Genomic DNA, 19,493 nt, shown 5'->3' with positions numbered 1-19,493 from the left:
ATACTGAACAAGCCCTAGTGCAGGCATTAGCTCATCTTGGACGGGGAAGTTACATAGCGTTCCACTGCCCCAGCAGCAAAATTCAAGTGCTTTATGAAATCAATGAAAAAAGTGGTTGGTTTGACTGCGATAAGCTCGAAGAATTTATTTTTGAAGTCGAATCACATGTCGATTCATTACCTTAACTTTACGTTAACGTGAAACGATAACTCAATAACGACACACAGGCAGAATACTTCCAATATGTGGTATTCTAAGGTATGGGATTTGAACAGGGGGGAGCCATGTTGACGGAAATAAAATATCCAGTTAAGAATCCATCCAGAATTGGAACTATTATAGGCATGATTGCTCTTATATCGAGTCAATCTATTCTTGGATTGAGATTATGGAATCAGAGGGGGGTATTCTACACTTCGTTAACTGTGGTTCTTTTGTGTTTAGTTTTATTGTTACTCGCATTGTACAGAACATTTTTTAAGAAACCAACGGAGTTATGCCTATCCAATGAGCAAATTATATTAAATGGAAATATTATTAATTCAAAGGATATTAAAGTGATAATGACCAGGGGGTACTTTAAACCTGTTATTGGGATATTACCTTACAGGAGGAAGATCGTCCCATTAGATATGGCATTTAGGTATTCAAAGGATGAAGATAAAGGTATCTCGGATTTAAAGAGTTGGGCAAAAATGAACAATGTTAAGATGGTCAATAAATCGTTTCAAACGTGGATATAAGTGTATTCAAAAGCACTATTCGGCGGTTAAATGCGGTATTATATAGTACGATTATCCATAAGAGATGAGGTGCCTTTATCAAGAAGAAATATGCTTTTCTAATCGTTTCCATATTATTATTTGTGATGGCTTATACAAAACCAAGTAGTCAATATTATGATAATTACCTCCATAAGGTTCACGGTCTTAAATGTGACAGTTCCGAAAGCTCAAATTGCTTTCATACTATTAATGACTTGAAATCATCAAGTCTCACACATCAGATTATTTTTATGACAGCAGAAACAAAAATTTTTGGAGAGGCAGATAACAAAATACGAGTAGTAGGTATTTTTAATCATTTTTTTGTGATAGAAAATCGTCTTCATCCTAAATCAGATAATAACAATAATATCGAAGTTCCGTTAAGCTAACGGGCAGGATTGTTTAGAAAGTCCCTGATTGTATTTACCTATGCTTACTGTTAATCTAAACAATAGAGATGCTAACAAAGGAGCATAAACCTTATCATGTGGAATACTCTGTAAAGATTAACAATTTGAAAGAATGCCTGAAATAGTGACTATACTATTTTATTAGGTATGCTTTTCTTTAATCTTACAAGGGTATGCAGGGAAAGGTGTATCATATACCCCTCTTGCGGATACCTGATGGTATCCGCTTTTATTTGTGGGAAACCGCATCTCTATTGATTCCTACCTGTTTATCCTTCTACTAGCGAGTGGAGGAACTTTATTATGCGATCGAAATTAGTCTTGATTGAGGGAATGCCAGGATCTGGTAAAACGACAACTGCTCAGCTCGTTCATGAAATTTTTACGGAAGTGAACATTACATCCCAGCTATTTTTAGAAGGTAATTTGGAACATCCTGCTGATTATGATGGAGTCGCTTTCTTTAAGAAAACTGAATGGGATGAATTATTGAATACCCATAAAAAGTTTAAAGATTTGTTGAGTAATCTAATGATTCAACAAGATAACGATTACTTCCTAGAATATCGGAAAATAAAAAGTGAAGTCTGGTCAAGTTTTCCAGATGAATTGCATCGCGCAGTTTTTAAACATGATATTTATGAATTGCCGCTGGATCAAAATAGGAAACTGATAACAGAACGATGGACGAAGTTTGAGGATCGTGTTATGTATGGCGCAGACACCTTTATTTTTGATTGTTGTTTTATACAAAACCCTGTAACAATAGGCATGATTAAACATGCTGCGGAGAAGGAAGACGTTATAAGTTATGTTATTGAACTGGCAACAATTGTAGAGCGGCTGAATCCATTGTTGATATACGTACAGCAGAATGATCTTGATCATTCTTTCAGAAAGGCTGTAAAGGAAAGACCTCAGGAATGGTCAGAGGGATTTATTGAATATTACACGAACCAGGGGTATGGAAAAACACAAAATTATAAAGGGTTAGATGGAACACTGCAGGTTCTTAAAGCAAGAAGGGAACTAGAAAAAGAGATTTTTACCAGATTAAACATTACCAAGATAAAAGTTGATAACTCTTCTTATAATAAAAACGATTATAAGCAAGTTTTAGAGAGCATTTTATCAGAATATTAACAAACTAACGAGAGATTGGATTCTAATGATTGCAGGTTGAGAAAGAGGGCAATCTATTAAGCTTACGGGAAACGATAGCTGAGGAGCATTGCCATGGCAATGCTCCTTTTTTATTTGTTGAAGTAACGGGCAGGATTGCTTCATCAATTGTCGAATCCTTTGCTTGAATATTTCTATAAGGGGGCGATGGAAATTAAGATACGAGAAGTTGTAGCAAATGATTACACTGAAGTGGTTTTTTTATGGAATGATGTACTTGGTGTTCGCAATGTTAATATTGAAAATTTTCGAGTTACTATGGAAAACATGAATAAGGCTGGAAATTATAAAACATTCGTTGCATTATTTGAAAATGAAGTGGTTGGTTTTGTCACTATAGTTCAGGCGTTATCCGTAGGGTCTTCGAATGGTTATCTACATATTCAAGGGCTTGCCGTTAAAAAGGAATTACAGCATAGTGGGATAGGTACAGAACTACTAAGACACACTGAGAATTATGCTAAAGAAATGGGAATATCAAGTATTATTTTATGTAGCGGATTTAAGCGAACCGACGCCCATGCTTTCTATGTGCATAATGGCTATGACAAAGATTCATACTGCTTTGATAAGATTATTAAACTTGACTAATTTTGAATTAATTTACCGGGAAACGATAACTCAATAATGACACACAGGCAGGTCAGCGTGGGATTTATGTTGTTTATTCAGGAGGATTTTTGATTGTGGGTTATGAACAGGATTTTTAAAAAAGGGTACATGAAGTTATTAAACAGAAACAACTATGTTCAGTTATGAATGACACTAAGTGGGGAAACTTACAAAGTGATGTACTAAATAAACTACCTTTTACCCCTCCATATCAAGCTAAGTATGTCTTAGACGATATACTTTATCCAGAGAACTTCGAAAACGACGTCTGGTATTTAGGGGATTGGATAGAAGGACTTTCACCTTTTTTTTCTGTAGAATGGATACGGGTTAGACCAAGGTATCAGAAGCACAAGGGGAATCTGCTTCCTCCTGAATTAATTGACATAAGTAAAGAATTTCTTTCGATTTTACATGAATTAAGAATTCCGTATAGAGAAGAAAATAATACATTTTTTATTTATGGATATATATCAAATACAGACTCACTTTTCAAAGGTAATCAATTAAGCTAACAGGAAACGTTAATTTAATAAAAACATGTAAGCAGCCGCTCAAACAACCGGCTGCTTTTTCATTTAAACTTGGTTTGATTCCGGATAAATAAAAGTTGCAAAAAGGAAAAAGATTGCTATACTAAATTTAAACGTTATTTTAAATGTCATTTAAATCAAAGGAAATATACTTGGAGGTTGCGTATGGAGACAGACAAAAAGTTGGAAACAAAAGAGAAGATTATGCGTGCCACACTGGAGTTGACCAAACAAGAAGGCTTTGAAAGGATCACTATAAAAAAAATTGCAGAAGCCTCAAGCACGAATGTCGCTCTAGTTAACTATTACTTTGGGTCCAAAGAAAACTTGTTTAGCGAGTCCATCAAATTGATATTGAACAGCTTTCAGCATACCTTTGCCATACTTGACGATTTCTCTATATCCTCACGAGATAGATTGAGGCAATTTTTACTGGATTATTTGCAAGTGATCCTTCAATATCCCGAATTGCTCTCCAGAATCATCCTGATGGGCAAGACCGTTTTCTCCTCCCAGCATGAATATGGATCATTTTTGAATCTATTGGGGTTTCCTAAGATACAAAATACTTTAAGAGAGTTAACCGATGAACAGCAGCCAGAGCACCTGATGACCATGACGATGCAGATTTTTGGAGCGCTTTTTCTACCGGCACTTATGAGTCCTATTCTAGAAACAGGAGCTTCCGTGAAGATAGCACCTATAGAGGAACAGATTGACCTGCTCTTTGCAAGATACTTTCATTAATAAACTCAGATTGAGGTGATTAAATGAATTTTCTAAGAAAATATTGGCAGGATATAGGACTATTCATTGGCATTGTTATATGCATGTATCTTCTAATGAATTGGCAAACAATACCGCGGATAAACAGCATATTATGGTTAAGCTTTGTGGCGATCCTTCTTCATCAATTTGAGGAATACCGCTGGCCAGGGTACTTTCCAGGCATATTCAATATAGCCCTTTTTAAAAGTGAATCCCCTGACAACTATCCATTAAATAAACAGTCGGCAATGATTATTAATGTGGTCATCGCCTATGTGTTCTACTTGCTCCCTGTATTCTTCCCGTCAGTAGTATGGCTGGGGATGGCACCTATTTTAATGGGCCTTTTCCAAATCATTTTCCATGGAGTCGTCATTAATATAAGAGCAAAAAGCATGTATAATCCAGGATTAGTCTCCGCAATTTTTGTGCATTTGCCGGTGGGGATCTGGTACATCAACTACTTATATGAGCATCATTTAATAACCCTCTCAGACTGGATTTGGAGCGCAATTTATTTTGCCATAGCTGTTTATATTTTAATAGTGAAAGGAAATACATGGATGAAAAACAAAAACTCCATTCACAAATTTTCGCAAAAGCAATTATGGTCTTTTCATAAGTAGCTCCTCATAACCCACCAGAAGGTTCGTTGGCCTTTAACTAAACACAGAACATTAATCCTATCGTTACTGGAGGTTGATGCACTGTGTTTTTTTCTGCGGATTTCTTCGTTTGCTTCGCGCTATGAAAATGTTGAAGTTAATATTCTGTTGAGGATCTCATCACTATCTGTTTACGATTCAGAGTTAGAGTTAGAGAAGGCCAAGCGAAAAAGGAGCTTTCTCATGAACACAGATCCTAAAGTGCTTATTGTAACTTCGGCATTTGGAGACGGGCATCTCAAAGTAGCAGAAGCGATTGATCATTCTTTTAGACGTAGAGGGATCAGCCGGATTGTCACCTTGGATCTTTTCGCTGCAGTCTACCCTACTCTGAATGAGCTGTCCCGCAGATTCTACCTGAACAGCACAGGTTATACTCAAGAATTTTATGGATTAGTGTACAAGTTGACGAGCAAGATGAACCCAGACCAGTTCATGGGCAGATGGATTCATTCTATGGGCAAGCGGAAAGTGCAAAGGATCATCGACGAGATCGGACCGGATATTATCATTCATACCTTTCCTTATTTGGCCGCTGCAGAGCTTGCATCAACAAAGGGGAGACGGATCCCCCTTTTCACTGTCATGACGGATTATGTGGTTCATGGCAGATGGCTTCATCCACAAACCACAAAGTATTTTATCGCTACGGAAAGCATGAAAGCAGAACTGATGTCATTAGGTATTGCTGAAGAAAAGCTTGTGGTTAGCGGGATTCCGATTCGTGAAGCTTTTGAACAGACTCAGGAACGTGAAGCCCTTTTACGTAAGCATGGACTAGATGGAAATCGGCATTATCTATTACTTGCGGCAGGGGCTTACGGCGTGTTGAGTGATATTAACCATTTAATAATAAGGGCGCTGCAGCTATCAAACTTCGATGTAATGGTATTGTGCGGGAATAATCATAAGCTCCAGATGGCTACGGAAGAGCTTTTTCAAGGGAATCCTCGGGTACATATACGGGGTTATACAGAAGAAATGCAGGAGCTAATGTGCATATCCTCCTGTCTGTTGACCAAAGCAGGGGGGATTACCTTGACTGAGGCGATGGCTCTAGCACTTCCTGTAATTGTCTATCGTCCGCTCCCCGGTCAGGAGGCAGGCAATGCAGAATGGTTGTTTGAGTACAATTTAATAGAGATTGCCCGAAACGGGGAGCAGTTAGTAGAGCAGCTTCAGAGATTGGAGCATCTGGGGTACAGGGATGAAAAGGTGCAGGATATGAAGAACTTTTCCCGGAAATCAGCCGCGGATGTTATCGTTACTGAGGCTTTAGAGGTTATCAAGCTGCGGCAGCCGTCTGTTTCAGCTGTAAAATCTATGATTGTTGAAGGGCAGGCGAAGACGATTCGTGGATATTATTAGCAAGGTAGGAAGACCACGCGTTGTGGGCCCTCTAATTGGAGGCTGGCTCGGAAGCTCGGGGAATGAATTGCTGCCTTTTCAAGTAAGCACCTGTTTATTTGATTATAATTATTTATTACCAGATAAAGGGTCGATAAGATGTTATTATTTGTATGGGTGAATTTATTGAAAATGCTGCTTTATTGTCATTGGGGAGGTCAAAATGTACACGAATCAGAAGTTAGAGGATATTTTGCATGAAATGCTAATCAAGTCTGTGGAAAATGAAAAGTTTCCGGGATTAGCGGCCGGAATCGTAAAGGACAACCAAGTTCTGTTTACTGGTGAATATGGGACGGCAAATTTATCGACGGGTGATCCTGTTGTTCGTGGCACTTTGTTTCACCAAGCCTCTGTCTCCAAAACCTTCGTAGCAACCGCCATTATGCAATTAGTTGAGCGTGGTAAGGTAGAATTGGATGCTCCCATCACTAAATACCTGTCATATTTTAAGTTAGAGGATGAGCGGTATCAAAATATAACAATAAGACAGCTTATGAATCATACCTCCGGTATGCCTGATGAGGAAGATTACGCGTGGGACCGCCCTGAATACGACGAGCAAAGTCTTGAACGATATGTAAAAGGGATAGGTCACCACAAGCTGTTAAGCCAACCGGGACAGAAATTTGCCTATAGTAATATAGGATATGAGATCTTGGGAGATATGATAGCAAAAGTCAGCGATATGAGCTTCGAGCAGTATATGGAAAAAAATATTCTGAAACCGACAGGAATGCAGTCCAGTTCTTTTTTTAAACAGGAGGTTGAAGCTTATATTGCTGCACCTCATGTGCTTGGAGCTACCCATGAATGTGATGGCTGCGTTAGTAGTGTTTTTCCATATAACAGGGCTCATGCACCTAGCTCCACTTTATATACCCATGCCGAAGATATGTGCCAATATCTGCTGATGCATCTAAACGGTGGAACAGCCGGGAACGGCAATGAAGTCCTCCAGCCAGGTAGCTATAATGAAATGTGGAAACCTCATGCACAAACGGGCTATGATCCGGAAAATGCACAGATAGGATTGGGCTGGTTTCTAGGAGAATATAAGGGTTCTCGTATTCTCTCACATTCCGGCTGGGATACTGGATTCTTAAGCAATCTGTTCCTGCTTCCTGATAAAAAAATCGCTATTTCTGTTATGAGTAATTGTGACTATGTCAACATGGGCAGTGTATGCTTCCCAATCCTTGATCTGTTGCTTGGCTCCAATATTTAGAACGAGTCTGTAAATGATTTTACAACTTCATAACAAGGGGCTTCGTACTTTATAACATTCGTATCTTAAAGTACATGTAAGTCAAGCCCACTTACACTATGGAGGTTATGAGAAATGAAGAGTAAAGATGTGAAATCAGCCCTCGGGGTGATCGCGATATCCAGTGGTCTGCTAGCCCTCACTGCTTTGGCAGTGCCCACAATCGTCGCTTATACTACAGTGAACCAGAATGTGTCTCAAGCGAACGTTTCCTACACGCAAGAACTCAACCAGAAGCCAGCTGTTCAACTGGCGAGTAGCCAGATCCCGGTACTTAAGGTTGCAACCAAAACACCGGTCTCGACGATCAAGTCGTATTTTGAGCGCACAGTCACTGCTGAAGAAATTAAGCAGATTAATGAGTATGCAGAGAAGGCCAGGCTCACTGGCAAGGATGAACAGCTTACGCGGCAATTTACGGACCAGGAGAATAAGCGGCGGATGTTATTGGATGATCAATACAAGTACGATGGCTTACGGCCCAAGCAGAAGTTACCTTTGAAATCAGGGAGTTCCGAATTTTATCTGGATCAAAGCAAATTTACCTATGTAATTCCTAAGCGCGAACTGACCGATGAAGAAATGCTGCAACTAATCGACTGGAATTATCGCTTTAATTATGTGGTAAGCCTCAATCTTGTCGTGGCACAGCCAGATAAGAAGGACATCAGTCAGGATGAAGCCCTACGCAGAGCAGAAGAGAGCGTAAGCCGTCTATTCGGTGTCGATCTCTCAAAGTTGCAGGCTCAGACCTCATATTATAAACCTTTTCCTGATTCGAAAGGGCAATGGTTCGTTAATTTTCTACCTTACCGTGCAGAGACACTGCGGGCTCAGGATAAGTCTTATTTCATGTATAATACGTTCGTTGATGCAAAGAGCGGAACCGTACTTGATACCACGATAGTGGACCTGTCCTATAAGAGAACTCCGATTACAGCAGCTATGAATAAACAGATTAGCCAGGATTCCAGCTGGCTTCAAGCCGCTAAATCCATTGTGGTGGACAAGCAGGGCGAGATCCGTGCGATAACCAGCTCCTCTATCATTAAAGACAGTGCATATGACAAAAGCGGAGTAGTAGCGGTCTTGGTCAAACTGAAAGACGGTAGCTCCTACACGGTAGAGCTGCGCTATCCGGAGAAGACTCTGCGTTGCCTGATCTATACACCGGTTTCCAAGTAATGAAGTGAACCAGCGTTATAAACTTCTTTAGTATTTACAACCTACAGCAAGCCCCACTCGGGGCTTGCTGCTCTGCATTTTGAGAGCTGGTGGATAACTATTGTGAGGGCAGGCATGGGTATAGGAATTTCTTTTTACAAGAAGGGATGGTTAGATGCTAGATATTAAATCCTTACAAGAATGCCCTCTTCGCCAAAATGAGCTTATTGAGTATGTCAAAGAACGATGGCCAAAAGTACAACAAGCTGTGCTCCCCAATATACAAGAAAGTTTAATCTCAACAGATGAGGAGTTCCCTTTTACATTTTTGCTGTTGAAACATGATGTAATCATCGGGTTTTATCAATTAATTAAGCAGGAATTTATAACTCGAAAAGATTTATCACCTTGGATTGCGCCATTGTTTATTGACGAAAGTGAGAGGGGCAAAGCACTGGGAGCCGTTTTGTTGGAGCATGCCAGAAAAATAGCTGGGCAACTAGGTTATGTAAAAGTCTACTTGGCGACGGATCATATTCTTTATTATGAGAAATATGGATTTAAGGAAATAGGTCTGGATAACTTCGAGTGGGGACGGCCCACCAAAATATATGAACATGACACTATTACATAAATGACCCAAATGGAAAGCAGGAGTTATCATGGAACATATCTTCGAATTAGCAAAAATAAAGAGTGAAGAAATAACGATACTCGAACTGCAGGATGCAATGGATAGAGGGGATGTTAGTTCTAGGGAACTTGTTATGTATTACATGTATCGGATAGCAACGTTTGACCAGAGTGGTCCCATGATAAACTCTATTATGGAAATGAATCCAGATGCGATTTATATTGCCGAGGCATTAGATCAGGAAAGGAAATTAAGCGGAGCACGAAGTCTTCTACATGGTGTGCCTGTATTATTGAAAGGAAATATTGAAACGAATGATAAAATGCATACAACTGCGGGCGCATTAGCTTTGGAAAACCATGTTAGCTCGAACGATGCTTTTCTTGTCCAAAAACTAAGGGATGCTGGGGCCATTATACTTGCAAAAACAAATATGACGGAATGGGCAAATGGGATGTCATCATCCATGTGGGCTGGGTATAGCTCAATAGGAGGACAAACCAAAAATCCATACGGTGATCATTTTCCGGGAGGTTCCAGTACGGGTTCTGCCGCTTCCGTTGCAGCCAACTTTTCAACAGTAGCCGTGGGGACAGAGACGTCTGGCTCTATTTTAAGTCCAGCTGTGCAAAACGCAATAGTTGGTTTAAAGCCAACTGTAGGTCTAATAAGTAGATCAGGCATAATTCCATGGTCATATTCTCAGGATACAGCTGGACCTATGGCAAGGAATGTGACAGATGTTGCGATCTTATTAAATGCGCTTACGGGAAAAGATGAAAGTGATCCTGCTACTTGGAAAAATGAATATTCTACTATGGACTACACAGCATTTTTGGATAAAGACGGATTAAATAAAGCGACCATAGGCGTTTTTAGAAATGCTCTACCTAAGAATTATTGTGACATGGGTGAATATGATGAACATTTATTTAATGATGCTGTGGCTAAATTAAAAGGTTCTGGAGCCAACATAATAGAAGATATAGATATTCCATCGTTCCATAGAGAGTGGAAATATAACAAAATGAATCTTGAATTTAAGCATTCCGTTGAAAATTACTTATATAACCTTCCGGCTCAACTTCCTGTCCATAACCTAAATGAATTGATGGAATGGAACGAGCGGAATTCGGAAAAGGCTTTGAAATATGGACAAGATATGCTGAACTATCGATCACAGCTAGATAAACCGTTGAATCATTCGGAATATATAGTAGAGTCTATCTCTGACTTATATTATTCGCAAAATATGGGGATCGATCATGCTTTAGAAAAGTATGGATTGGATGCAATCCTGTTTCCTGCTTATGTCGGAGCTGATTTAAGTGCTAGAGCAGGTTATCCAACTATAGCAGTGCCCGCAGGCTTTCAAGAGAATGGAAGAGCCTTTGGGATCACATTTGCAGGAACGGCATTTAGTGAACCGACACTCATTCGGATTGCATTTGCATTCGAACAACAAACGAAACACAGGAAAATGCCGGCTCTAAAGAAATGAAAGATGAATTGAAAATTAGAAAAAGGTGCATTTACAAACGAACGTACGTTTGCTAATATGTTAATGTGGATAAAAATACCAAAGTGAAGAAAAAAGCGTTTGAGATTAGCAATCCATAAGAAACAACTCAAGTTGAATTCTGCTAAAATGTAGTTAATGTCTAATGTAGATATCCCTCATGAACAAAGGAGAACTGAAAATGAGAAAACTCGTTCTATTTCTTCACGCATCGCTTGACGGTTTTGTAGAAGGGCCGAATGGTGAAATGGACATTGGCTGGGTTTCCTACGATGCGGATTTGGAGAACCATGCGAAAGAAATTCTGAGTACTGCCGACACTGTCATTTGGGGACGCGGGACTTATCAGATGATGCACAGTTACTGGCCATCTGTCCCTTCGGACCCATCAGCTTCGCAGCATGAACGGAATCACGCCGAGTGGATCGAAAAGACAGCCAAAATTGTTTTTTCCACGACGCTGGAGAAAGTCGAATGGAATAATTCCAGACTCGTGAAAGAAGCTGTCGAGAAAGAGATCAATATCCTCAAACAGCAGCCCGGCAAGGATATGGTCATCCTCGGCAGTCCTAGATTCGCACACCACCTTATGCAGCTTGATTTAATTGATGAGTATAAAATTACGGTTTCTCCCGTCCTGATCGGTAAGGGATTGCCATTATTCCAAGGTCTCAAGGAGAAGAGAAATCTTAAGCTAATCGAAAACAAGACCTTTGATTCTGGAGCCATAGGTCTCGTTTACCAGACGGTAAGATAACCTTGTCACTTAAGGTGATTGCTCACGGGAACGTTATTGGAACGACAACAGCGGCAGTCTAAGACTTTATTTATCAAGTCTTGGTCCGCCGCTGCTTCTTTTAATGGATCCAGTCTAATACTTTATTTTTACCAAACACTAATCAGATGTTGGTTCTTTCATAAACCATGAAATATGGGTGCATCGCTTACAAATAAGGATGGCAGCGTTTTTGTTCGCCCAGTCAAAGCCTAAAAATGATGCGCCGCTTGTGTTAAGCAGTTTATAATCCAGATCAAAAGTATCGTTTTGACAGCAAGGACAGATTATTGGTGCGCCTGCAGCACTGTATCTCATTTTAAAAACCTCCTGTGGATTTGTATAATACTTTAACGTATTTGAGGTTATTCAGGTTTCGTGCACTTGAACTTACTAGTTAATTTGGGGTGAAGTTATGTTTAGCTGGAAAAAAGCTTTGTCAAAGGTATGTGAACTTTATTTTTCATCCAAAATGAATTCGAATTTAGAATGGATCTTGGTTGGCTCGGTCGGTTCGGTTCTTCAGGGCTGTGAAATGACCCCAGGAGACGTTGATATTTATACAAGGAATAAGGAAGGGCTTGACCAATTTGCAGAACTTCTTAAAGAATTTTCCCTTTTGGATAAATGTGAATTTCCTCATGGGGATAACTGGTTATCTTCTTTAGAAGAACCTACATTCACTCAAACCTTTTCTTCGGGATTTTCTTGGACAAAAGGGAGTTGGATAATCGATGGATTTAAGGTGGAGGTTGTTCATATTTCCAATTCAGCTGGAATTCCTGATTCTATGGATGGTGGGGGGATATGGGAAGGTGGACAATTCATTTGGAGCCATTTCAAAAACGTGGAGATCGGACCGTATACTATTCCTACGGTTCCGTTAGAAATACAGTTGGAATCTAATTTAAGACGAAAAAGATCAGATAGGACACAAGCGATTATCGCTGCATTACAAAAAAATGGCTATGATAAAGAACTAATCGATAAAGCCTTATCAAAGGAACACTTATCTTATTTTTATTCCCAAATTGGTTAGGCTGAGAAGGCGAGGGACTGATTTTGACCCATAATATTATTGAATACTGTTTAAAAAAGAACGGAGCAACAAAGGACTATCCTTTCGGATTCGATCCATTGGTGATTAAGATTGCCGGTAAAATGTTCGCGCTTATTTTTGAGAATAAGGGGAATTCTGCTTACATAAATCTAAAATGTGATCCGGTGATTGCAGGGAACTTGCGAGAGCAGCATGAGAGCGTTCGGCCAGGATACCACATGAACAAAAAACACTGGAATACGATTGTTTTGGATGGCTCCTTACCAGAGTCGGATATCTATTTAATGATTGATCATTCTTACGATAGGGTTGTCCAAAATCTTCCCAAGAGCCTCCGACAAACGATCTACTGAATATGGCATTAATTTGTCGTTTAAATGGTAATGGACTGGTATAATATGGTTTATAATCATGGGAAGGAGTTGTATTTATGTCTGACTTTTTTAATTCAGGACCTAATCCCAATTTGTCGGACCCTGCAGGCCATAAAGCAAACCATGATGTAAATGCGCAAAAATATCATACTGAAGGCGTTCCTGGATTTTGGAGCGAGGTAACCAATCTGTTGATCGTTGTGGCTATAATTGCCGTCATTTTTTTAGTTATAAGGTTTGTTTTATGATTACCCTAGATTAGAGTGAAGATATTGACTTTTAGGAGGCGGTTCCATTGGTAACTATCATTAGGTGGACAGAATTTAGAAGGATAACGCCTACTCGTCCATAAACTGCGTATTTCCTTCTGAATGAGGGTACTAGATGCAAGAATATAACATTAGTACAATGAAAGACTTTTCAAAGCATTACATTGACCAAATCCGAATATTAGAACACCTTTGCAAGACGTCCGACAGGTCAAGTTTGAGGGTGGGTGTAGAAAGCCTTAAGGAGATAGACGGAGATGAGGCATTCTTGTGCCAGATCGATAACCAATTAGTTGGATTTCTCAGTTGGTATACTTCGGATGTCATCGAAGCTAATATTAACGGAATGGTTCACCCGGACTTTCGTCGCCAAGGGGTATTCCACGACTTACTGAAAAGTGCCGCAGCAGATATGCAAATGCAAGGCATACAAACTTGCCGTTTTAGGATACCTTCTAATTCTGAATCAGGGATGGATTATATCCGGCATTTAGGGGCAAGTGCTGCACCGTCTGAATTCCTCATGGTTTTTAATCGGGCACAAATCGCTGGATCAAGCCACTCCGGTTTAGTTGTGCGATTGGAAGAAGATCAGGATTTAGAGTTCATGGTTAAATGTTCATCACAAGCCTTTGGTGATTCAGAGTCCTGGACTAGGAATTATTTAACTCGTACCAGAGAATCGGCACGGATTACTTACATTGCTGTGGACAACATGATTCCGGTTGGGATGATCAGAGTCAATGATTTAGATACAAATACTGCGGTTATACATGATTTTTGTGTGCTTCCTTCGTGTCAAGGCAGAGGATACGGTCGTGAAATTCTTTCAGAGGTAGTTAAAATCTTGCGAGATCAGAAGAATTCCCAGATTCGTCTTAGCGTGGTCACTCAAAATAGAAATGCATTATCCCTCTATCAGTCGGTTGGGTTCGAGGTGACTGCGGAGTTTAATTACTATGTAATTTCCGTCGATATGATTTGTTAAGGAAGCGGCGCTACTCATGCGCCTCTTCTTTTTTTATCATGCCCTTCTAATTATCACACTGAATCTAGCTATAGTTAATACTTATAACCTGTCATAGCGCATTGGTAGATCGGTATAGTCAGTCGGTTATGCTATATTAATTCTAATAATTTGTTTACGAGGAGATTAATATATGAGCATTCAGACCAAACCCCAAAAACGAACCGTTACTCCATTTCGATATGATATCGTGGGCAGCTTCCTGCGCCCCCAAGCGTTGAAAGAGGCTAGATTAAAATTCAAGAATGGTGAAATTACTGCCGAGCAGTTGAAGGAAGTAGAGAACGACGAAATCGTTAAGCTCGTGCAGAAACAAAAAGAGGTGGGGCTTCAAGCGGTAACTGATGGTGAATTCCGCCGCTCTTGGTGGCACCTCGACTTCTTCTGGGGACTTGACGGTGTAGAACGGACAATTATTGATCAAGGTTACCAATTTAACGGTGCAGAGTCCAGACCAGAAACAGCCCGACTGACCGGGAAAATAAGCTACAGCAGCCATCCTTTTGTTTCGCATTATGAATTTTTAAAAGATGCTGCTGGTGAGGACGTTGTTGCGCGTCAATCGATTCCTGCGGCTGCACAATTCCTGTTCGAGCTAGATCGGGCGGAAAACAAAGAAAGCACAAATGAATTATACCCGAATCGTGAAGAGCTTATCTCGGATATTGCCAAAGCATACAAAGCATCGATTCTTGCCTTCTATGCAGCGGGCTGCCGCTGTATTCAAATCGACGATTGTACGTGGGGAGCGCTTTGCGACGAACAGTTTATAGCGTTTATGAATCAGATTGGCGTGAACGTAGCTGAATATGCAAGCGAACTTGCAAAATTGAATGAGGAAGTTGTAACCGGTCTGCCGGAAGATCTTGTTGTAACGACCCATGTATGCCGGGGCAATTATGTTTCGACTTATGCTGGAGTAGGTGGAGGCTACGAGCCTATCGCGCAAACGCTTCTTAATATCAATAACTACTCGGGTTATTATCTGGAGTTTGATACCGAACGTGCAGGCGATTTCAAACCATTGCGCTTTTTGAAAGACAATCAGCAGGTTGTGTTAGGTCTGTTCTCATCCAAATTTGGTGAGCTTGAAAGCAAGGAGGATATTCTGAAGCGTATTGAGGAAGCGAAGCAATACGTTGATCTAAACCGGATTTGCCTTAGCCCGCAATGTGGCTTTGCTTCCACGGAAGAAGGCAACCACCTGACTGAAGAGCAGCAATGGCGTAAGCTTGCTTATATTAAAGAAATTGCTGAAGAGATCTGGAACTAACTTTAATTAAAAATAGACAGAGATAAAGATAATGCACCTTTAGCCATTCGGATGTTTATCCGTACAGTTAAAGGTGTATTTTGTTCTACAGCGATTTTACCGATATACTTGGCTAGTTCTATCTATACCGTGACGGAGGATTAGGGAAAACCTCCCTAATAAAAGCCGATAATTGCTCTAAATGAATGAAATTAAGGAATAACTCCCTAAAAACAGAGCAATATCAAGATTTACAGCCAAATCACTTAAATTTCAGGGAAGAATTCCCTGATTATTAGTCTGATGACCAGAATCCTCAGAATATTAGGGAGGTTTTCCCTAATTATCTCCAGGGCGAGCATATGATTGAGCTTTACGGAGTTTTTGTGCCACGCTCAGTATAAAAGAAATCACCCCCGTTTAATAAACGGGGGTGATTTAGCCTAAGAAGTAAGAGTGGCAGCTTTTAATTGTCTTTAGAGTGTCTTTCGCCAACCTGGAATTCATCGGCATGTTCAAACATATATTTCACGGTCAGAGGGTCTTGACCAGTAAGTTGTTTGAAGTCCTCCGTATAAACATCCATTTTTCCTTCACGAATAGCTTGTCCAAAAGTTACCATACCTTCTGAAGAAAAGGGGGCTTCGGAGCCTTCTTTAAATGCACCATCGGTGGTTCTAGGGACGCCCATTGCTTCGAATACGGCATAATTTTCTTCATCCGTATTTTCTTTGTAGGTGATATGATTGCCCGTTACTTCATTACCAATCTTAATGAAGTCGGTAATTGTCATCAATTCAAGCCCGTTGATATTTAGAATCGCTTCCTGATAGTTATTGGAGGCTAGGGCATACGCAACGGCTTTTGCGCAATCCTTCCGCGAGATATAAGCCATTTTACCGTCACCTTGATTGTTTGTTAATACCCCGTCACCCTTCACATACGTAAAGTAATTGGTTATCATGGCTTCCGCATATTGGGAATTCCGAAGGAAGATATAATCTAGCCCAACGCTTTGAATATAACGTTCGGTATACACATGGTCAATTTTTTCTACGCTTGGATTGCTTTCATCGGCTGCGTTGACCAAAGAAGTATAAATGATCTGTTTGACTCCAGCTTCTTTGGCAGCATCGACCACATTTTTTTGTGCATTTTGACGTTTCTCTCCAACAAAAGGCATGGAGATTAGAGCGAGTTTATCGGCATGAGCAAAAGCTTCGGCAAGGCCTTCCTTGTTATTAAAGTTGGTCACATGTGTTTCAATCCCTTGTTCCGCATATTCTTTCAAACATGCCGGATCGTAAGCGCAAAAAATGATTTGGTCTTTATCTACCAGCTCCAACAAGTATTCCGCAGCTTGCTTCCCTAGATTTCCATCGACACCAGTCAACAATAATTTACCCATGATCGTTGTCACTCCTTGTGGATATGATTTATACCCTTATAGTATGTGAAAAAAAGAACATAGTCTAACACATAAAACTTATGGTCGATTGCTAAATCCAATTTGGATTTGTTGCAGGAAGGAGGGCAAGGCCGGGTTTGTATTATTTTTGAGATAACCTGCTTCGATTGCAAAGGTATGGTGTGAATCATCTAAAGGAATTAGCCGGACTTCATCTTGAAGATAAGCGAGCTGATAGTTATCCGGGAAAAAGCCAATCAAATTCTCTGTGATGATATAAAACAATTCTGTCTCCACATCGTCTGCGGTTCGAAGAATGTTCGGCTGATAGCCGTCTTCAATTGCATGCTGGATCATTAGATGATAAGAGTTTCCAATAGCTGTTGGATTCAGCATGACTAGCGGATGTTCATATAACTCCTCTTTGGCGATCGATTTATGATGAAAGAGAGGATGGTGATGACTCACAGCTGCACAATAACGTCCCTTATATAAGGGATAGGTTACAATGTCCTCTTTTCCCTGAAACTCGGAATCAAAGGCAATAGCCACGTCGTAAATCCCTTTTAGCAAGTATTCTGCAATATCTTTTAGCAATACTTTATTCAGTTCCAGCTTAATATTCGGATGATGATCCTGAAACGAGGGAATCAATTTCAACAAACTTTGGATATCCGTCATCGCCGCATATTCGATACTCAGGGATTGCGTATTATACTTTTGAAAGTTTTCCATGCTCAGCTTCATATGATTATATTGCTTCCAGAGGATGAGGGCTTCGCCATAGAAAAGCCATCCGGCTTTGGTTGGCTCAATAGGGATCTGCTTTCTGTCAATCAATTGAATGTTGAATTCCTCTTCAAGCGCGGCGATTTGTTGACTAATGGTGGTCTGCGAAACATAGTTCTTTTTAGCTGTTTCCGTAAAATTTCTGCATTCCACGAGATCGATAAAATATTTAATCCTTCTTATGTTCATAGTATCCTCCGCCTGCCGCTGTTTGCTTTTATTATAACCCAGAAAGTAAAAAAGAGAGCCTCGTTTAGAGACTCCCTTTGTTGTACTACTCTTATTTTGTATAGTTATCGAAATAACCTTGGATATAAATCATTGGTGTTCCTTTATCGCCACTACCAGAAGTCAAATCAGATAATGATCCAATCAGGTCAGTTAATCTACGAGGTGTAGTCCCTTGGGCTTCCATCGCACCAACTAGATCATCATTTTTATTCTGGATGTATTTAGAAATGGCTTGTTTTAACTCTTCACCACGAAGATGAGAGAAGTTGTTATCGGCCAAGTATTTCAATTTTACTTCATTTGGTGTTCCATCAAGTCCGGCAGTGTAAGCAGGGGAGACAACTGGATCTGCGAGCTCCCAGATTTTTCCGACTGGATCTTTGAATGCTCCATCGCCATAAACCATAACTTCTACAGTTTTACCTGTAATTTCTTTGATTTTTGCTTGGATACCATCCACGATAGGCTGGCAGTTGTTTGGAAATAGCTTTACACTTTCTTCTGTAGCTTTGTTTGATCCTAGCAGACCATAAGCTTCGTTAAAGCCGCTGCCATCGATTGATTGTGTAAGAATATCATCCAAACCAAATACTTTTTCAGCACCGTTGTTTGTGAGAATGCGTTTGGTTCTGAAGCGAGTGTGAATATCGCAAGTTAATACATTTTTTGTATAGTTTAAAATGGTTTTTGGGTTGTTGGAGAAGATGACTTCACAAGCCACACCTTCAGCTTCAATTAAACCTTTATAATATTCAATATAGTCAACCCCTGTGAATGGGTGCTTAATATAGCCGAAAAACTCACGGAACTGAGCTTCTGTTAATACATCCGTCCATGGATTGATACCTTTAGCATCTAGTTCGTCGATGTCTACAAGGTGGTTGCCTACTTCATCAGCTGGATAGCTTAACATTAGGACTACTTTTTGTGCCCCTTTGGCAATACCGCGTAAGCAGTTAGCAAACCGGTTACGGCTAAGGATTGGAAAAATGACCCCTACAGTTTCTTCGCCGAATTTCCCCTTTATATCAGCAGCAATATTGTCAATCGTTGCATAGTTTCCTTGTGCCCGAGCAACAATGGATTCAGTTACGGTCACAATGTCACGATCTTCGATCGAAAAACCCTCGACTGTTGCTGCATTCAATACCGTCTGAACTACGATTTCTTCAATGTTATCCCCATTGTTAATGATAGGTCCGCGAAGTCCACGTACAACTGTTCCAACTACTCTTTCCAATATGATCTCTCCTCTAATAAGGGTATACTCTATATTATTAAAATGGTTTTAAAGCCTATATTACTATACCCTTTTAGAGCGATATAAGTAAAATTAATGTTTATAATATCTAATATAAAAATGATTTATAGTTAAGGAGG

Annotated in this window: 20 protein-coding genes; 16 read left to right on the top strand and 4 right to left on the bottom strand. The window is 40.0% G+C overall.

The annotated features are described in order from the left end of the window. The first annotated feature begins 284 nt into the window (after window positions 1–284). The 11 genes from NST40_RS23025 to NST40_RS22975 all read left to right on the top strand — a co-directional run bounded on the left by NST40_RS23025 (window position 285) and on the right by NST40_RS22975 (window position 11,685). Entirely contained in the window at window positions 285–743 is a 459-nt protein-coding gene (locus NST40_RS23025) for a hypothetical protein (RefSeq protein ID WP_076130208.1), read from the top strand. A gap of 737 nt (window positions 744–1,480) precedes the next feature. Then, complete coding sequence (locus tag NST40_RS23020) at window positions 1,481–2,320, top strand: hypothetical protein (protein ID WP_342410026.1); 840 nt, start codon at window positions 1,481–1,483, stop codon at window positions 2,318–2,320. A 186-nt stretch (window positions 2,321–2,506) separates the two neighbouring features. Next, the gene (locus NST40_RS23015) at window positions 2,507–2,950 is read left to right on the top strand and encodes a GNAT family N-acetyltransferase (protein ID WP_076130210.1); all 444 of its coding nucleotides are present in this window, start codon (window positions 2,507–2,509) and stop codon (window positions 2,948–2,950) included. 719 nt (window positions 2,951–3,669) lie between these two features. After that, on the top strand, window positions 3,670–4,251 hold the full coding sequence (locus NST40_RS23010; RefSeq protein WP_076184227.1) for a TetR/AcrR family transcriptional regulator: 582 nt from the start codon (window positions 3,670–3,672) through the stop codon (window positions 4,249–4,251). Window positions 4,252–4,274: 23 nt separating this feature from the next. After that, window positions 4,275–4,898: an HXXEE domain-containing protein gene (locus NST40_RS23005; protein ID WP_342410025.1), complete on the top strand. Its 624-nt coding sequence runs from the start codon at window positions 4,275–4,277 to the stop codon at window positions 4,896–4,898. 222 nt (window positions 4,899–5,120) lie between these two features. Then, window positions 5,121–6,305 carry a glycosyltransferase gene (locus NST40_RS23000; protein WP_342410024.1) on the top strand — a complete coding sequence of 395 codons (1,185 nt, stop codon included), beginning with the start codon at window positions 5,121–5,123 and terminating at the stop codon, window positions 6,303–6,305. 202 nt (window positions 6,306–6,507) lie between these two features. Beyond that, window positions 6,508–7,572: a serine hydrolase domain-containing protein gene (locus NST40_RS22995; RefSeq protein WP_076217967.1), complete on the top strand. Its 1,065-nt coding sequence runs from the start codon at window positions 6,508–6,510 to the stop codon at window positions 7,570–7,572. A 114-nt stretch (window positions 7,573–7,686) separates the two neighbouring features. Continuing rightward, window positions 7,687–8,796, top strand: coding sequence for a hypothetical protein (locus NST40_RS22990; RefSeq protein ID WP_076217966.1), 1,110 nt, complete (start codon window positions 7,687–7,689; stop codon window positions 8,794–8,796). 154 nt (window positions 8,797–8,950) lie between these two features. Next, a complete protein-coding gene (locus NST40_RS22985; protein ID WP_076217965.1) occupies window positions 8,951–9,409 on the top strand; it encodes a GNAT family N-acetyltransferase in 459 nt (152 codons plus the stop codon). 28 nt (window positions 9,410–9,437) lie between these two features. After that, window positions 9,438–10,910: an amidase family protein gene (locus tag NST40_RS22980; RefSeq protein WP_076184221.1), complete on the top strand. Its 1,473-nt coding sequence runs from the start codon at window positions 9,438–9,440 to the stop codon at window positions 10,908–10,910. 199 nt (window positions 10,911–11,109) lie between these two features. Continuing rightward, entirely contained in the window at window positions 11,110–11,685 is a 576-nt protein-coding gene (locus tag NST40_RS22975) for a dihydrofolate reductase family protein (RefSeq protein WP_076217964.1), read from the top strand. Between the two features lie 138 nt (window positions 11,686–11,823). Here the strand turns inward: NST40_RS22975 and NST40_RS22970 are convergent, their stop codons facing one another. Further along, complete coding sequence (locus tag NST40_RS22970; protein WP_076130220.1) at window positions 11,824–12,021, bottom strand: hypothetical protein; 198 nt, start codon at window positions 12,019–12,021, stop codon at window positions 11,824–11,826. A 97-nt stretch (window positions 12,022–12,118) separates the two neighbouring features. On the opposite strand from NST40_RS22970, the gene NST40_RS22965 reads away from it, so the two are divergent. The 5 genes from NST40_RS22965 (at window position 12,119) to NST40_RS22945 (ending at window position 15,706) form a co-directional block, all read left to right on the top strand. Then, the gene (locus NST40_RS22965; RefSeq protein WP_076217963.1) at window positions 12,119–12,742 is read left to right on the top strand and encodes a hypothetical protein; all 624 of its coding nucleotides are present in this window, start codon (window positions 12,119–12,121) and stop codon (window positions 12,740–12,742) included. A gap of 23 nt (window positions 12,743–12,765) precedes the next feature. Beyond that, window positions 12,766–13,116 (top strand): MmcQ/YjbR family DNA-binding protein, encoded by a 351-nt coding sequence (locus NST40_RS22960; protein WP_076217962.1) that lies wholly within the window; start codon window positions 12,766–12,768, stop codon window positions 13,114–13,116. A 77-nt stretch (window positions 13,117–13,193) separates the two neighbouring features. Then, a complete protein-coding gene (locus NST40_RS22955) occupies window positions 13,194–13,385 on the top strand; it encodes a hypothetical protein (protein WP_076104342.1) in 192 nt (63 codons plus the stop codon). A 244-nt stretch (window positions 13,386–13,629) separates the two neighbouring features. Further along, a complete protein-coding gene (locus NST40_RS22950) occupies window positions 13,630–14,394 on the top strand; it encodes a GNAT family N-acetyltransferase (protein WP_342410023.1) in 765 nt (254 codons plus the stop codon). Between the two features lie 172 nt (window positions 14,395–14,566). Then, entirely contained in the window at window positions 14,567–15,706 is a 1,140-nt protein-coding gene (locus tag NST40_RS22945) for a 5-methyltetrahydropteroyltriglutamate--homocysteine S-methyltransferase (protein WP_341003434.1), read from the top strand. 445 nt (window positions 15,707–16,151) lie between these two features. Here NST40_RS22945 and NST40_RS22940 read toward each other — a convergent pair whose 3' ends face one another. The 3 genes from NST40_RS22940 to NST40_RS22930 form a co-directional block, all read right to left on the bottom strand. Beyond that, complete coding sequence (locus tag NST40_RS22940; RefSeq protein WP_076279201.1) at window positions 16,152–17,093, bottom strand: NAD(P)H-binding protein; 942 nt, start codon at window positions 17,091–17,093, stop codon at window positions 16,152–16,154. A gap of 78 nt (window positions 17,094–17,171) precedes the next feature. Continuing rightward, a complete protein-coding gene (locus NST40_RS22935; RefSeq protein ID WP_076217958.1) occupies window positions 17,172–18,071 on the bottom strand; it encodes a LysR family transcriptional regulator in 900 nt (299 codons plus the stop codon). 91 nt (window positions 18,072–18,162) lie between these two features. Next, on the bottom strand, window positions 18,163–19,353 hold the full coding sequence (locus tag NST40_RS22930; protein WP_076130227.1) for a coenzyme F420-0:L-glutamate ligase: 1,191 nt from the start codon (window positions 19,351–19,353) through the stop codon (window positions 18,163–18,165). Window positions 19,354–19,493: the final 140 nt, after the last annotated feature.

The organism is Paenibacillus sp. FSL R10-2778 (assembly GCF_038593035.1).
In the GTDB taxonomy this organism is placed as follows: domain Bacteria; phylum Bacillota; class Bacilli; order Paenibacillales; family Paenibacillaceae; genus Paenibacillus_AQ; species Paenibacillus_AQ odorifer.
This window is presented reverse-complemented; position numbering and strand designations above follow the sequence as displayed.